This window comes from Streptomyces sp. NPDC005494, assembly GCF_042872025.1.
In the GTDB taxonomy this organism is placed as follows: domain Bacteria; phylum Actinomycetota; class Actinomycetes; order Streptomycetales; family Streptomycetaceae; genus Streptomyces.
This window is the reverse complement of the sequence record NZ_JBIAJR010000023.1, coordinates 1-17355: the sequence shown is the minus strand read 5'-3', so window position 1 is coordinate 17355 and position 17355 is coordinate 1. Positions and strand designations below refer to the sequence as shown.

Genomic DNA, 17355 nt, shown 5'->3' with positions numbered 1-17355 from the left:
GCCCGTGTCTGCCGTCCCTTTGCTCACCGACCGGTTCCCGGATCGGCCAGGCCCGAAGAAACAGAGGACAGATGTCTGACTCGTCAGCCACGGTTCTGCCGCTGACCGCCGGCCAGGCCGGAATCTGGTACGCGCAGAGCCTCAGCGGTCCGAACGCGACGTTCAACGCGGCCCTGTACCTGGAGATAGCCGGTGCGGTCGATCCGCTGCTGTTCACCACGGCGATGCGGCAGATCGTGACCGAGACGGAGGCCCTGCGCGCCCGGTTCACCGAGGAGGGGTCAGGCCCCGTCCAGCTGATCGCGCCGGTCACCGACTGGTCTGCGGAGCCCGTCGAGGTCCTCGACCTGACGGCGGAGGACCGGCCGGCCGAGGCGGCCGGCACCTGGATGTGGGCCGACGCGCGCACACCGGTGGACGTGCTCGGCGGTGCCCTGTACCGCTTCGCGCTCATCAAGGTCGCCGACGACCGCTTCTTCTTCTACTACCGCTACCACCACCTGGTGATGGACAGCTTCGGGGCGAGCCTCGTCGCCTCCCGCACCGCGGACGTCTACACCGGTCTCGTGACGGGCGAGGACACCTCGGGCGGCGCGTTCCCCCCGCTGCGCGAGCTGATCGACGACGAGACCGCCTACCAGGAGTCCGCCGCCTTCGCCGCCGACCGGGACTTCTGGACCGCGCAGTTCGAGGACCGGCCGCACGCCGTGAGCCTCGGCGACCGTCCGACGGCCCTGCCCACCGACCTCGTACGGGAGACACGCCAGGTCCCGGCGGAGACCGGCACCCGGGTCCGCGACGCCGCCCGCGGCGCCCGGGTCGGGTGGCCGGCCGCGGTGCTGGCCGCCCTCGCCGCGTACACGAGCCGGATCTCCGGCAGCGGTGACGTCGTCGTGGCCCTGTCCGTCGCCGCGCGTACGACCGGCGCGGGGCGTGCCGTGCCCGGCATGGTGTCGAACGTGGTCGGCGTGCGGATGACGGTGCGCCCGGACATGACGGCGCAGGAGCTCGTCCGCCACGCCCACCAGCGCATGCGCGCCGTCTCCCGGCACAAGCGCTACCGCTACGAGGACCTCCGGCGCGACCTCAAGCTGCTCGGCTCCGACGGCCGGCTGCTCGGGCCGAGGCTCAACCTGCATGTCGTCGCCCCCGCCCTGCACTTCGCGGGGCTGCCCGCGAGCCTGCACCCGCTGGTGGCCGGGCACGACGACGACTTCTCCCTCATCGTCGTCGGCCGCCAGGACGGCGGCTTCCAGTTCGACGTCTCGGCCAACCCGGACGTGTACGGCGTCGACGCGGTGCGGCAGCACCACCGGCTGATCACCCGGCTGCTCAGCGAGCTCACCGAGCACCCCGACCGTCCGGTCGGCGCCCTGGACGTCGTCGACCCCGGGACACTGGCCAGGCTCGTCGGCGACTGGGGCGGCGCCGCCCGGACCCCGGCGCGGGTGGAGCCCGTGTCCCTGCCCGAGCGGTTCGCCGCCGCCGCGGCGGCCCACCCCGGCAACCGCGCCGTCGTGTACCCCGGAGCGTCGGGCACCACGTCCCTCACCTACCGGGAACTGGACGAGCGCTCCAACCAGTTGGCGCGGCTCCTCATCAGCAGGGGCGTCAGGCGCGGGCAGCTCGTCGCGCTGGCGATGCCCCGGTCGGTGGAGACGGCCGTGGCGCTGCTGGCCACCCTGAAGGCCGGGGCGGCGTATCTGCCGATCGACCCCGAGTACCCCGCCGACCGGGTGGCCTACATGCTCGGCGACGCCGAACCCGCCGTGGTCGTCACCGCCCAGCGCGACGCCTTCACCCAGCTCGCGGTCCGGACTCCGGAGATCGTGCTGGACCACGTGACGACGGTGGCCGAGCTGGCCGGGCTGCCGAGCGGCCCGCTCTCGGACGCCGAGCGCGGCGGGCCGGTCCTGCCCGACCAGGCGGCGTACGTCATCTACACCTCCGGTTCCACCGGCCGCCCCAAGGGCGTCGTCGTCGCCCACCGGAACGTGATCCGGCTCTTCGACTCGACCGCGCACTGGTCCGGCTTCGGGCCCGACGACGTGTGGGCGCTGTTCCACTCGTACGCCTTCGACTTCTCCGTCTGGGAGATCTGGGGCGCCCTGCTGCACGGCGGGACGCTCGTGGTGGTGCCGTTCGCGGTCAGCCGGGCACCGGAGGAGTTCCTGCGCCTGCTCGTGCGGGAACGGGTCACCGTCCTCAACCAGACGCCGTCGGCCTTCTACCAGCTGATCCAGGCCGACCGGGTCAACCCGGACACCGGGCGGGCGCTCGCCCTGCGGTACGTCGTCTTCGGCGGGGCCGCGCTCGACTTCGGGCGGCTCGCCGAGTGGTACGAGCGGCACCCGGAGGACTCGCCGCGGCTCGTGAACATGTACGGCATCACCGAGACCACGGTGCACACCACCGAGCGGATGCTCGACGCGGCCTGCGTCACGTCCGGCGGCAGCATGATCGGCCTCGGCATCAGCGACCTGCGTGTCTACCTCCTCGACACGGCGCTGCGACCCGTTCCGCCCGGCGCGACCGGTGAGCTGTACGTCGCCGGGCCCGCCGTCGCCGACGGTTACCTGGGGCGGCCGGACCTGAGCAGTACCCGGTTCGTCGCGGACCCGTTCGGCCCGGCGGGGGAGCGCATGTACCGCTCCGGGGACCTGGCCCGGTGGGCCCTGGACGGCAGCGCCGACCTGGAGTACCTGGGGCGGGCCGACCAGCAGGTCAAGATCCGCGGCTTCCGCATCGAGCTGGGCGAGATCGAGGCCGCCGTGCTGCTGCACCCCGACGTCCGGCAGACGGCCGTCGTCGTGCGCGAGGACATCCCGGACGACATGCGGCTGGTGGCCTACGTCGTCAGCGGCCAGGGACCCGGTGGCCGGGTGGAGCTGGAGCCGGCCGCGCTGCGCAAGCACGCCGCCGCCTCCCTGCCCGAGCACATGGTGCCCACGGCGTTCGTCCAGCTGGACGTGCTGCCCCTGACGGGGAACGGCAAGCTCGACACCCGGGCGCTGCCCGCCCCGGACATGGCGGGCACCGCCGGAGGCCGGGCGCCCCGGACCCCCGAGGAGGAGATCTTCTGCGGGGTCTTCGCCGAGATCCTCGGTCTGCCCTCGGTCTCCATGGACGACAACTTCTTCGACCTGGGCGGTCATTCACTGCTGGCGACCAGGCTGGTCAGCCGGGTGCGCGCCGCGTTCGGCGTCGAGCTCGCCATCCGTACGGTCTTCGAGGCACCCACCCCCGCGGCGCTCATCGCCTGGCTCGCCGGCCACGGTGACGTGCCCACGGCCCGGCGCCCGCTGACCCGGATGGAGAAGCCGGAAGAGATCCCGCTGTCCTTCGCCCAGCTCCGGCTGTGGTTCGTCGACAAGATCGACGGCGGCTCCGGGACCTACAACATCCCGCTCGTCGTACGGCTGAACGGCTCGCTGGACCGCGCGGCGCTCCAGGCGGCGATCGGCGACGTCGTCACACGGCACGAGAGCCTGCGCACCGTGTTCCCCGACCGCATGGGCACCCCGCGCCAGCACATCCTGACGCCGGAGGAGGCCACCCCCGTGATGGGGGTGACCGAGATCGCCGCCGACCGGCTTGCCGAGGCGATGACCGAACGCGCCGCCGCCGGGTTCTCCCTGGCCACCGAGGCGCCCATCCGCGCGCACCTGTTCGCCGTGTCCGAGCAGGAGCACGCCCTCCTCATGCCGATGCACCACATCGCCGGTGACGGCTGGTCCCTGGTGCCGCTGACCCGCGACCTCCAGACCGCCTACACCGCACGCTGCCACGGCAGGAGCCCCGAGTGGGAGCCGCTGCCGGTGCAGTACGCCGACTACACCCTGTGGCAGCGCGAGATCCTCGGCGACGAGGACACCCCGGGCTCCGCGATCTCCGGCCAGCTGGCCTTCTGGACGCGCTACCTGGGCGGCCTGCCCGAAGAGGTCACGCTGCCCACCGACCGGCCCCGGCCGGCCGTCGCCTCCTACCGCGGCGAGACCCTCCGCTTCGACCTGCCGCCCGCGCTGCACCAGCAGCTGACCCGCTGCTCGCGCGAGCACGACGTCAGCCCCTTCATGGTGGTGCAGACCGCCCTGGCGGCGCTGCTCGGCAAGCTCGGCGCGGGCGACGACATCCCGCTCGGCATCTCGATCGCGGGACGTACCGACGAGGCCCTGGACGACCTGATCGGCTTCCTCGTCAACACCCTCGTGATGCGCACCGACCTGTCCGGCGACCCGAGCTTCGCCGACCTGCTGGGCAGGGCGCGCGCGGACGGCCTGGCCGCCTTCGCCAACCAGGACCTCCCCTTCGAGAGGCTCGTCGAGGCCGTCAACCCGGAACGCTCGGCGGGCCGGCACCCGCTGGTCCAGATCGGCCTCGGCTTCCAGAACAACGAGACCCCGGCGCTGGACCTGCCCGGTCTCGACGCCTGGATCGAGCCCGCCGTCACCCACACCGCCAAGCTGGACCTGCTCTTCGACTTCCGCGAGGTCGAGGGCGACGGGGACACCCCGGACCACACCACCTGCGCCGTCGAGTACGCCACCGACCTGTACGACCGGGCGACGATCGAGCTGCTCACCGTCAGGCTGACGCGTCTGCTGGACCAGGCCACCCGACGGCCGGACAGCCGCCTGAGCGAGCTGGACGTGCTGGGCGCCGAGGAGCGCCGGCGGATCCTCGTCGAGTGGAACGACACCGCGTGCCCGGTCGCCGGAGCCACGCTGGCCGAGCTCTTCACCGAGCAGGCCGCGCGCACCCCCGGCTCGCTCGCGGTGGTGGCGGGCGAGGCTGAACTGAGCTACGGCGAACTCGCCCGGCGCGTCGCCGGACTGGCCCGCCACCTGGTCACCCGCGGGATCGGCGCCGAGGACCGGGTGCTCCTGGTCATGCCGAAGTCGCTCGACCTCCTCGTGGCCCAGCTCGCCGTGGTCACGGCGGGCGGGGCGTTCGTGCCCGTCGACCCGGGATATCCGCGCGAACGGGTCGCCTTCATGGCGGAGGACTCCGGGCCCGCGCTGACGCTCACCACCTCGGCGGTCGCGGACCTCGCCCGGGAGGTGGTGCCGGACGTGCCCGTGATCGTCGTGGACGCCCCGGCCACCGCGGCCCGGATCGCCGCCCGCCCCACGGGACCGCTGTCGGACGCGGACCGGCGGGAGCCCGCCTCGGCCGATCACCCGGCGTACGTCATCTACACCTCCGGCTCGACCGGACGCCCCAAGGGCGTCGTGGTCACCCACCGGGGCATCGGGAACCTCGCCGCGGCCCAGAGCGAGCGCTTCGCCGTCGGGCCGGACAGCCGGGTCGTGCAGTACGCGGCTCCCAGCTTCGACGCGGCGGTGTCCGAGACGTGCATCGCGCTGCTCAGCGGAGCGACGCTGGTCCTCCCCGTCGGCGGCGGGCTGCTGCTCGGCGAGGAGCTGGCCCGGTTCCTCACCGAACGGCGCATCAGCCACGCGACGATCCCGCCCATCGCGCTGACCGGCCTCGACCCCGGCGCCGTACCCCCCGGCATGGTGCTGACCGTCGCCGGCGAGGCGTGCTCGGCCGAGCTGGCCGGGATCTGGTCGGCCGGCCGGCGCATGATCAACGCCTACGGCCCCACCGAGACGACGGTCTGCGCCACGATGAGCGCCCCGCTGTCCGGGGCGGTCACACCGCCGATCGGCACCCCGATCGCCAACTCCCGCGCCTACGTGCTGGACGCGCGGCTCGTCCCCGTCCCGGTCGGCGTGTACGGCGAGCTGTACATCGCCGGGCTCAACCTGGCACGCGGCTACCTCGGCCGCCCCGGGCTCTCCTCGGAGCGCTTCGTCGCGGCGCCGTTCGGGGCCCCCGGCGAGCGCATGTACCGCACCGGTGACGTGGTGCGCAGGCGCGCGGACGGACAGCTGGAGTTCGCCGGGCGCGCCGACGACCAGGTGAAGGTGCGCGGCTTCCGCGTGGAGCTGGGGGAGATCACCGCCGCGCTGACCGACCAGCCCCAGGTCGAGTCCGCCGCCGTCGTGGTCCGCGAGGACCGCCCGGGCGAGCGCAGGCTGGTCGGCTACGTGGTGCCCGCCGCGCAGGAGGAAGGCGCCCGTGACACCGGCCTGGAGAGCGACCAGGTCGAGAAGTGGCAGACCGTCAACGACGAGGTGTACGGCGCCTCGGCCCACGACGGACCCCCGCTCGGCGAGAACTTCAGCGGCTGGCACAGCAGTTACGACGGGACCGAACTGCCCGAGGCGGAGATGCGCGCCTGGCGTGCGGCGACCGTCGAGCGGATTCTGGAGCTGCGCCCCCGCAGGGTCCTGGAGATCGGCGTCGGCGCCGGACTGATCATGACCCCGGTCGCGCCCCACGTGGACCTCTACTGGGGCACCGACCTGTCCGGTGAGGTGATCGACACCCTGTGCCGGCAGACGGCGCAGATCCCGGAACTCGCGCGGCGCACCTGCTTCACCGCGACCCCGGCGCACCAGCTGGACGAGCTGCCGGTGGGCACGTTCGACACCGTCGTCATCAACTCGGTGGCGCAGTACTTCCCGGGCCTGGACTATCTGACGGACGTCGTCGAGAAGGCGTTCGCGCTGCTCGGCGACACCGGCTCGGTCTTCCTCGGCGACCTCCGCGACCTCCGGCTGCTGCGCCGCATGCGTACGGCCGTGCACCGCACCGGCCACCCCGGGGACGGCGCCGAGGCCACCAGGTTCGCCGTGGACCGGGCGGTCGAGCGCGAGACCGAACTGCTGCTGGACCCGGCTCTGTTCGGGTCGCTGGCCCTCGACGGCTTCGGCGGCGCGGACGTCCGCGTCAAGCGCGGCGACTACGCCAACGAGCTCAGCCGCTACCGCTACGACGTGGTCCTGCACAAGCGTCCGGCCGCGCCCGTCAGCCTCGCGGACGTGCCGGCGCTCGCCTGGGAACGGGCGGGCGGTCTCGACGGCATCGCCGCGCTGCTGCGCGACGAGCGCCCGGACGGGCTGCGCGTCACCGGCATCCCCAACGGCAGGCTCGACGCGGACCTGGCCGGGGCGGACGGCACGGGCGCCGTACCGCAGGGCGTGGACGTCACGGCCCTGCACGAGGCCGGCACCCCCGCCGGCTACCGGGCGCTGGTCACCTGGACCGCCGGGGCGGACGACGGACGGCTCGACGCGGTGTTCGTCCCCGAGCAGGCCGGGGACGGAACGGGCGCGGCTCCCGCCTACCGGGACCTGTACCTCCCGGACACGGTGCCCGCCCGCCTCGCGAACGACCCGCTCACGGCCCGCAGGAGCGGCGCGCTGCTGGCCGGACTGCGTACGGCGCTCGCCGGGAGGCTGCCCGACCACATGGTGCCCACCGCCCTGGTGCTCCTGGACGCCCTGCCGGTCACGCTGAACGGCAAGCTCGACCACAAGGCGCTGCCCGCCCCCGACGCGGCGGCGTCCGCCTCGGACACGGCTCCCGCCACACCGCAGGAGCAGGCGCTCGCCAGGCTGTTCGCCGAGGTGCTCGGGGTCCCCCGGGCCGGTGCGGACGACGACTTCTTCCGGCTGGGCGGCGACAGCATCGTCTCGGTCCAGCTCGTCAGCCGGGCCCGCGCCGAGGGCCTGGTGTTCACCCCGCAGGACGTGTTCACGCACCGCACCGTGCGCGCCATCGCCGCGACGGCCGGACCGGCACCCGCGGAAGGCGGGACCTCCGGCCCGGCGGACGCGGCCGGATGGGACATGGCACTGGTCTCGCAGGACGAACTCGACGAGTTCGAGTCGAAGTGGAGCGTTTCGGAATGACCTCGAACGAGAAGCCGTCGCTGGAAGCCGTACTCCCGCTCACCCCGCTCCAGGAGGGCCTGCTCTTCCACGCGCAGTACGACGAGCAGTCGGGCCCGGACGTCTACGTCATGCAGCTGGGACTCGACATCGACGGTCCGCTGGACGTGCCCGCGCTGCGCGCCGCCGCGCAGGCACTGCTGGCGCGGCACGGCAACCTGCGTGCCGGCTTCCGGCACGACGGCCCGCGCCCCCTGCAGTTCGTGCCGAAGGAGGCCGAGCTGCCCTGGCACGAGGCCGACCTGACCGGGCTCCCGGTCCAGGAGCGGGAGGACGCGCTGCGCGGCCTCACCGAGCGGGACCGCGCGACCCGCTTCGACCTGCGCCACCCGCCGCTCCTCCGGTTCACCGTCATCCGGGTCGCCGGCACGCGGCACCGGCTGCTGGTGACCAATCACCACATCCTGCTGGACGGCTGGTCCGCCCCCGTCCTGGTGCGCGAGCTGTTCGAGCTGTACGCGGCCGGTGGGGACGCCTCGGTCCTGCCGCCGGTCACCCCGTACCGCTACCACCTGGCCTGGCTCGCCAAGCAGGACCGTGAAGGCGCGGTCCGGGCCTGGCGGAGCGCGCTGGAGGGGCTCGACGAGCCGACCCTGCTCGCGGCGATGCCCGACGACCGGTCCACGACGGTGCTGCCCAGCAAGGTCTCCGTCCCGCTCGGTCCGGAGGCCACCGCCCGGCTGACCGGGCGGGCCCGGGAGCACGGCATCACGCTCAACACGGTCGTGCAGGCCGCGTGGGGCCTGGTGCTGGCCAGGCTCACCGACCGCGGGGACGTCACCTTCGGCATGACCCTCGCAGGCCGCTCGCCGGAGATACCCGGGGTGCACACCATGGTGGGTCTCTTCCTCAACACGGTGCCCGTGCGGGTCCGCGTCCCGCGCGAGGAGACGCTGCTGGGGCTGTGCGGACGGCTGCAGGAGGAGCAGAGCAGGCTGATGGCCCATCAGCACCTCGGCCTGGCGGAGATCCAGCGGGCCGCCGGGCACGGGGACCTGTTCGACACCCTCACCGTCCTCGAGAACTTCCCCGTCGACCCGGCGGCGCTCACCCTGCCCGGTGGTCTCTCGGTCGCCGGTCACTTCTCCACGGACGGCGCGCACTACCCGCTCGCCCTCATGGTCATCCCCGGGTCCTCGATCGAACTCCGCTTCACCTACCGGTCCGACGCCTTCGAGAAGCCCGAGGTCGAGAGCCTGGGCAGGCGCCTCACCGCCGTGCTGCGGGCCTTCGCCGCCGAACCGGACCTGCCCACCGGAGCGGTCGACCTGCTGGACGCCGGTGAGCGCGCGGACCTGCTCGGCACGTGGAACCCGGTCCCCGTCCCCGAGCCCGCGCGCACCATCCCCGAACTGCTGGCGCTGCGGACCGCCGAGACCCCGGAGCGGGAGGCCCTGGTCCGTGGCGACCGGTCGCTGACGTACGCGGAGACGACCCGCAGGGCCGAGGAGATCGCCGCGTGGCTGATCGACCGCGGCGTACGTCCCGAGGAGCCGGTCGGCATCGTGATGGAGCGCTCCGTCGAGTTCGTGCTCGCCGTCCTCGGCGTGCTGCGGGCCGGAGCGGTCTACGTGCCCGTCGACCACCGCTGGCCGGAGTCCCGGCGCGCTGACGTCCTCCAGGACAGCGGTACGTCCCTCGTGCTGGAGCAGGGAGACCTGCCCGGCTCCTACCCGGTCCCCCCGGGCGGCGTGCCCATGCCGCCCGGCCCCGAACGCCTCGCCTACGTCATGTACACCTCCGGCTCGACGGGCCGGCCCAAGGGCGTCGCCGTCACCCACCGGGGGATCGCGGACCTGGTCGCCGACAGCCGCTTCGCGAACGGCGCGCAGGAGCGGGTGCTGATGCACTCGGCGCACGCGTTCGACGCGTCGACGTACGAGATGTGGACCCCGCTGCTGAACGGCGGCACCCTCGTCGTCGGGCCGCCCGGCGATCTCGACATGGCCACCATCGGGCGGACCGTCCAGGAGGGCCGCGTCACCGCGGCCCTGTTCACCACCGGCCTGTTCAGGCTGATCGCCGCCGAGGCCCCTGAGATCCTCCGCCCGATGCGTGAGGTGTGGGCCGGTGGGGAGGCGGTGCCCGCGGCAACGGTGCGCCAGGTGCTGGACGCCTGCCCGGACATCACGGTCGTGGACGCGTACGGGCCCACCGAGGTCACCGTCATCGCCGCCGCGCACCCGCTGGGCGCGGACCGGCCCGTGCCGGATCCGGTGCCGATCGGCCGGCCGTTCGACGGCAAGCAGGTCTACGTGCTCGACAGCGGGATGGACCTGTGCCCGGTGGGTGTTCCGGGGGAGCTGTACGTCTCGGGTGTGGGGCTGGCGCGGGGGTATCTGGGCCGGCCGGGTCTGACGTCGGAGCGGTTCGTGGCGAATCCGTTCGGGGCGCCGGGTACCCGGTTGTACCGCACGGGTGATGTGGTGCGGTGGCGTGCCGAGGGGCTGCTGGAGTTCGTCGGGCGCCGGGACAGCCAGGTGAAGCTGCGCGGCTTCCGCATCGAACTCGGCGAGATCGAATCCGTCCTCGCCGGACATGAGGCGGTCGGCCAGATCGCCGTACTGGTCCGGGAGGACCGGCCCGGCCTCCGGCAGCTCGTCTGCTACGCGGTGCCCGCCGCCGGTGCCGGGCTCGACGGGGAGGAACTGCGTGCCTGGGCCGCCGAACGGCTCCCGGAGTACATGGTCCCGCGGCCCGTCGTCGTCCTGGACGCCCTGCCGCTGACCACCAACGGCAAGCTGGACACGAAGGCGCTGCCCGTCCCCGAGTACGTCGCCGAGGAGGCACGCGGGCCCCGGACGCCGCACGAGGAACTGCTGTGCGGGCTGTTCCAGGAGGTGCTGGGGCTGTCCTCCGTGTCCGTCGACGACAACTTCTTCGAACTCGGCGGGCACTCCCTGCTCGCCACCCGGCTGGTGAGCCGGGTGCGCGCGGTGCTCGGCGTGGAACTGTCGATCCGGCGTGTCTTCGAGGAGCCCACCGTCGCCCGGCTGGCCGTCCGTCTCATGGACGGCGCGTCCCCGGCCCGTACACCGCTGCGCCCCGCCGAACGCCCCGAGCGGATACCGCTGTCGTTCGCCCAGCGACGGCTGTGGTTCCTGAACCGCATGGAGGGGCCGAGCGCCACCTACAACATCCCCTTCGCCGTCCGTCTCCACGGCGAGCTGAGCGTGCCGGCACTGACAGCGGCCCTCGGCGACGTGGTCTCCAGGCACGAGTCACTGCGCACCGTCTTCCCGGACACCGACGGCGAGCCCTGGCAGCAGATCGTGCCCGCCGCGGTGGCGGTGGTCGGCGTCGAGGTCACCGACGTGACGGAGGAGGCGCTGCCCGCCGCTCTCGACGCGGCAGGGGCCGCGGGCTTCGACCTGGCCCGTGAACTCCCGCTGCGCGTGCGACTCTTCCGGATCTCGGCGGACGAGCACGTGCTGTGTGTCGTCGTCCATCACATCGCGGGCGACGGCTGGTCGCAGGAGCCGCTCTCCCGCGACCTCGGCGAGGCGTACCGGGCCCGGCTCGCCGGCGAAGCGCCGAAGTGGCGCCCGCTGCCCGTGCAGTACGCGGACTACACGCTGTGGCAGCGGCGGCTGCTGGGCGACGAGCACGACGAGGACAGTCTCGCGGCCGGCCAGCGGGAGTACTGGGCCCGGCAGCTGGCCGGTGCCCCGCAGGAGCTCGAACTCCCCACCGACCGGCCCCGCCCGCCGGTCGCCACCCACCGGGGCGCCCAGGTGCCCCTCACCGTCGGCCCGGAGCTGGCGCAGAGCCTGCGGGTCCTCGCCGACAAGACCGACACCACGCCGTTCATGGTCTTCCAGGCCGCCCTGGCGGCGCTCCTGTCCCGCCTCGGTGCCGGGACCGACATCCCGATCGGCACCCCGGTCGCCGGCCGGACGGACTCGGCGGCCGACGACCTCGTCGGCTTCTTCGTCAACACCCTGGTGCTGCGCACCGACGTGTCCGGTGACCCGAGCTTCGTCGACCTGCTGCACCGGGCACGCGGGAGCGCCCTGGAGGCCTACGCGCACCAGGACCTGCCGTTCGAGCGGCTCGTCGACCTCGTCGGAGCGGACCGCTCCCTCTCGCACAACCCGCTGTTCCAGGTGCTGATCGCGTACCAGAACAACAGCTCGGGCGAGCTGGAACTGCCCGGCCTGCGCGCCACCGTCGAGGACATGCTGCTGCCGGTCGCCAAGGTGGACCTGGAGCTGAGCCTTGCCGAGGACGCGGACGGCGGCATCCGCGGCATCCTCGGGTACAGCACGGACCTGTTCGACCGGGCCACCGTGGAGCGCATGGCCGGCCACCTGGTCACGCTGCTGCGTGCCGTCGCCGCCGACCCGCGTACGCCCGTGCGCCTGCTCGAGATCCTTCCCGCGGCGGAGCGCGCGCAGCTGCTCACCGGCTGGAACGACAGCGACCGCGCGGTGCCGGGCGGCACCGTGCCCGAGCTGTTCGCCGGCCGGGCGGCGGACGTCCCCGGCCGGCCCGCGGTGGTCGCGGGCGGCACCACCCTGGACTACGCGGAACTGGCCGACCGGGCCAACCGGCTCGCCAGGCTGCTGGTCGGGCGCGGTGCCGGACCCGAGGACCGGGTCGCGCTCGTCCTGCCCAGGTCGGCCGAACTGACCGTCGCGCTGCTGGCCGTGATGACCAGTGGCGCGGCCTACGTACCCGTCGATCCGAACCACCCGGCCGACCGGATCGCGTACATGATCGGCGACAGCGCCCCCACGCTCGTCGTCACCGTCGCCGCCCTGACGGGCAAGCTGCCGGCCGGCTACGGCCAGCCGCTGGTGCTCGACGGCCCCGGGACCGCCGAGGAGCTCGCCGGTCTCTCCGGGGCCGAGCTCACGGACGCGGACCGCCGTTCACCGCTGTCGGCCGACCACCCCGCGTACGTCATCTACACCTCGGGCTCCACCGGGCGGCCCAAGGGCGTCGCGGTCACCCACCGGGGGCTGGGCAGTCTCGCCGCCTGGCACGCCGAGCGGCTCGGCGTGGACCCGGAGAGCAGGATCGGGCAGTTCGCCGCGCCCAGCTTCGACGCCTCCGCCTGGGAGACCGTCATGGCCCTCCTCAACGGCGCGGCACTCGTGCTGACCCCGGCCGACGGGCCCGTCCTCGGCCAGGCGCTCACCGACTTCCTGTCGGAGCAGCGGATCACCCACGCCACCCTCACCCCGACGGCACTGTCCGGCGCCGATCCGCAGGACGCCCCCGAGGGACTCACCCTGGTGACGGCCGGCGAGGCCTGCCCCCGTGACCTCGCCGCGCGCTGGTCCCCCGGCCGCCGGGTGATCAACGCCTACGGGCCTACCGAGACGACCGTCTGCGCCACGGCGAGCGACCCGGTGGACGGCACCGTCACCCCGCCCATCGGCGGACCGATCGCCAACACCAGGGTGTACGTCCTGGACGGCGCCCTCGGCCTGTGCCCGGTGGGTGTTCCGGGGGAGCTGTACGTCTCGGGTGTGGGGCTGGCGCGGGGGTACCTGGGCCGGCCGGGTCTGACGTCGGAGCGGTTCGTGGCGAATCCGTTCGGGGCGCCGGGTACCCGGCTGTACCGCACGGGTGACGTGGTGCGGTGGCGCGCGGACGGAGCGCTGGAGTTCGTCGGGCGCCGGGACAGCCAGGTGAAGCTGCGCGGCTTCCGCATCGAACTCGGCGAGATCGAGTCCGTGCTCTCGGGCTGCCCCCAGGTGGACGGCGCCGCGGTCGTGGTGCGCGAGGACCGGCCAGGCGTCCGGCAGCTCGTCGGCTACGTGGTGCCCGACCCGGACACGGTCCTGGACACCGACGCCGTGCGGGCGTGGGCGGCCGGGCGGCTGCCCGAGTACATGGTCCCGCAGGCGTACGTGGTCGTGGACGCCCTGCCGCTGACGGTGAACGGCAAGCTGGACCACGCCGCGCTGCCCGCACCCGTTCCCGCCGCCGGTCCCGGCGGCGGACGGGCGCCGGCCACCGAGGCGGAGCGGGTGCTCGCCGAGGCGTTCGGCGCGGTGCTCGGCCTGCCCGGCGTGGACGTCGACGCCAACTTCTTCGAGCTCGGCGGCGACAGCATCGTCTCCATCAAGCTCGTCGGCCAGGTACGCAAGGGCGGCCTGGTCATCACCCCCCGGGACGTCTTCGAGCACCGGACGGCCGCCGGACTCGCGGCCGTCGCGCGCACCGTCGGCGAACTGCCCCCGCAGGACCCCGACGCCGGGATCGGCGCGGTGCCGCTGACCCCGATGACGCACTGGCTGCGTGACAACGGCGGCCGTACGGAGCGGTTCCACCAGTCGGTGCTGCTCCAGGTCCCCGCCCGGATGACCCTGAAGACCCTGACCGCCGCGGTCGGGACCGTGCTCGACCACCACGACGCCCTGCGGCTGCGGCTGACGGTGAGCGAGGACGGAGCCTGGTCCTACGAGGTGCGGGAACGCGGCGCGGTGGACCCCGCCGGCTGCGTGAGCCGCGTCGACGTCACCGGCGCGGACGGTGCGCGGGTGCGGGCCGCCGTCGCCGAGGCGGCGGAGCGCGCGGTCGCGCAGCTGTCCCCGGCGGACGGGGACATCGTGCGGGTGGTGTGGTTCGACGCGGGCCCCGACGACCCCGGACGGCTGCTGTTCCTCGGCCACCACCTCGCCGTAGACGGCGTGTCGTGGCGGATCCTCGTACCCGATCTCGCCGAGGCGTGGCAGGCGGCCCACGAGTCCCGCGAACCCGCGCTGCAGCCCGTCGGCACCTCGTGGCGGCGCTGGGCCCAGTGGCTCACCGGCCTCGCGGCCGAGCCCGCACGCGCGGCCCAGGTCACCTGGTGGGCCGAACAGCTCGGTGACGGGGACGTGCCGGTGACCGAGGAGACGCGCGACCCGGGCGTCGACACCATGGCCACCCAGGACGCGCTCGTGCTGACCCTGCCCGAGGCCGTCACCGGGCCGCTCCTCACCGAGGTGCCGGCCGCCGTGCGGGGCGGCGTCGAGGACGTGCTCCTGACCGGCTTCGCCCTGGCCGTCGCCGACTGGCGGCGCGGGCGCGGGCTCGGCGCCGGCACCGAGGTGCTGGTGGACGTCGAGCGGCACGGCCGGCAGATCCCGCAGGGCGAGGAGATCGACATCTCCCGTACGGTCGGCTGGTTCACCAGCCTCGCACCCGTGCGCCTCGACCTCGGGCCGGTGCCGTGGGGCAGGGTCCTCACCGACCCGGCCGCCCTGCACAAGGCCCTCACCCGGGTGCGGGAGACGCTGCGGCAGATGCCGGACGAGGGCGTCGGCTACGGCCTGCTGCGCCACCTCAACCCCCACACCCGCGACACGCTGGCCGCGCTCGCCGGCCCGCAGTTCGGCTTCAACTACCTGGGACGCACCGAAGTCGCCGCGGAGACCGGCGACACCGCGCACCCGAGCCCCGGCGCGGGTGACTGGACCATGTCCGCCGACGGAGAGGTCCTCCGGAAGCTCGGCGGCGACCCGGGGATGCCGGCCCCGCACGCACTCTCGCTCAACGTCCTGGTCCAGGACGGCCCCGGCGGGCCGAGGCTGATCGCCAACTGGACCTGGCCCCGCCGGCTGCTGAGCGAGGACGCCGTACGGACGCTGGCCGAGGGATGGTTCCGCGTCCTCACCGCGCTCGCGGAGCGCGGGGGCGAGGGCGAGCCGGCCGGCCTCGCCCCGTCCGACCTGTCACTGATCGACCTCGAACTCGACGATCTCGGGGTACTGGAAGCTGAGTGGAGGAAGACCCGGTGACCCGCAAGGATCTTTTTGAGGACATCCTGCCGCTCGCACCGTTGCAGGAGGGCATGCTCTTCCACGCGACGTACGACGAGGACGCCCTGGACGTCTACACCGTGCGGCTGGCCGTCGACCTCGAGGGCCCGTTCGACCTGGAGGTCTTCCGCGCCGCGGTGACGACCCTCCTGCTCCGCAGGAACAACCTGCGGGCCGGCTTCCTGTCGGAGAACCTGAGCAAGCCGGTGCAGGTGGTGCCCCGCGAGTTCGAGACCCCCGTCCTCACGCACGACCTGTCCGGCCTCGACGAGGACGCCCGGCGGACCCGGCTGGCCGAGCTGACGGCGGCCGACGAGGCCGTGCGCTTCGACCTCACCGACCCGCCGCTGCTGCGCTTCACGGTGGTGCGCCTGGCCGAGCGCGGCTGGCGGCTCATGTTCACCTGCCACCACATCCTGCTCGACGGCTGGTCCATGCCGCTGGTCCTCGGAGAGCTCTTCGCGCTGTACGAACGCGGCGGCGACGCGGCGGGCCTGCCGCCCGTGGTGCCGTTCAAGCTGTACCTCGCCTGGCTGCGCAAGCAGGACAAGCAGCAGGGGCTGGCGGCCTGGCAGGCCGCGTTCGAGGGCCTCGCCGCCCCCACCCTGGTGGCCCCGAAGGCGGACGGGACGGTCGACGCACCGCCCCGCCGGCTCACCCTGGAGCTGCCCGAGGAGCAGAGCGCCGAGCTGACGGCGCTGGCCCGCCGGCTGGGCATCACGGTCAACACCATGGTGCAGGTGGCCTGGGGTCTCCAGCTCGCCGGGCTCACCGGCGCCGACGACATCGTGTTCGGCGCCACCGTCTCCGGCCGTCCGCCCGAGATCGAGGGCGTCGAGAGCATCGTCGGCCTGTTCATCAACACCGTGCCCGTACGGATCAGGCTGGACGCGGCCGAGACCCTCCGGTCGCTGCTCCTGCGCGTCCAGGCCGAGCAGTCGGCGCTGCTAGACCACCACTACATCGGGCTCACCGAGATCCAGCGCGCCACCGGTCACGGCGAGCTGTTCGACAGTCTGGTCGCGTTCGAGAGCTATCCGGTGGACGCGGAGAGCCTGCGGGGCTCGCTCGGTGACCTCACCGTCACCGGCGTCGACGGGGCCGACGCCACGCACTACCCGCTGACACTCATCGCCGTGCCCGGCCGGAGGCTCCAGCTGCGCCTCGGCTACCAGGACGGCCTGTTCTCCGAGGAATCCGTCGCCGGGATCCTCGGCAATCTGGAAACCGTCCTGCGGACCGTCGCCGGAGGCGGTACCCAGCCGGTCGGCGACGTCATGCGGTCGGTCGCACCGCCGCTCGGCTGGGTGGTGCCCGAATCCGCCCCGCGCGCCGGTGACGTCTCGTCCCGGGGTCTCCTGACCGCCGGCGGGGCCGGAGCCGGCGGCCGTGCGCCGCGCACGCCGCAGGAGGAGATGCTCTGCGGCCTGTTCGCCGAGATCCTCGGCGTCCCGTCGGTGTCGATCGACGACAACTTCTTCGACCTCGGCGGCCACTCGCTGCTCGCCACCCGCCTGGTGAGCCGGATCAGGAGCGTCTTCGAGATCGAGCTGCCGGTGCGCGCCCTCTTCGATGCGCAGTCGGTGGTGGCGTTGGCGGAGCGGGTGGTGGGTTCGTCGGTGGGTGGGCGTGCGGCGTTGGTGCCGATGGTGCGTCCTGAGCGGGTTCCGTTGTCTTTTGCTCAGCGGCGTCTGTGGTTCTTGAATCGTATGGAGGGGCCGAGCGGGACGTACAACATTCCGTTGGGTGTGCGTTTGTCGGGTGTGCTGGATGTGGTGGCTCTGCGGGCGGCTCTG

3 protein-coding genes are annotated in these 17355 nt (G+C 73.6%); all 3 read left to right on the top strand.

The features are described from left to right. The first annotated feature begins 71 nt into the window (after positions 1–71). Positions 72–7763, top strand: a complete 7692-nt coding sequence (locus tag ACFYQ6_RS34700; RefSeq protein ID WP_388766839.1) for an amino acid adenylation domain-containing protein — start codon at positions 72–74, stop codon at positions 7761–7763. After that, positions 7760–15538: an amino acid adenylation domain-containing protein gene (locus ACFYQ6_RS34695; protein WP_388766837.1), complete on the top strand. Its 7779-nt coding sequence runs from the start codon at positions 7760–7762 to the stop codon at positions 15536–15538. Before ACFYQ6_RS34700 ends, ACFYQ6_RS34695 begins: the two co-directional genes overlap by 4 nt. Beyond that, positions 15535–17355, top strand: a 1821-nt coding sequence (locus tag ACFYQ6_RS34690; RefSeq protein ID WP_388766835.1) for a condensation domain-containing protein, incomplete at its 3' end; no start/stop codon positions are given. The genes ACFYQ6_RS34695 and ACFYQ6_RS34690, both read left to right, overlap by 4 nt.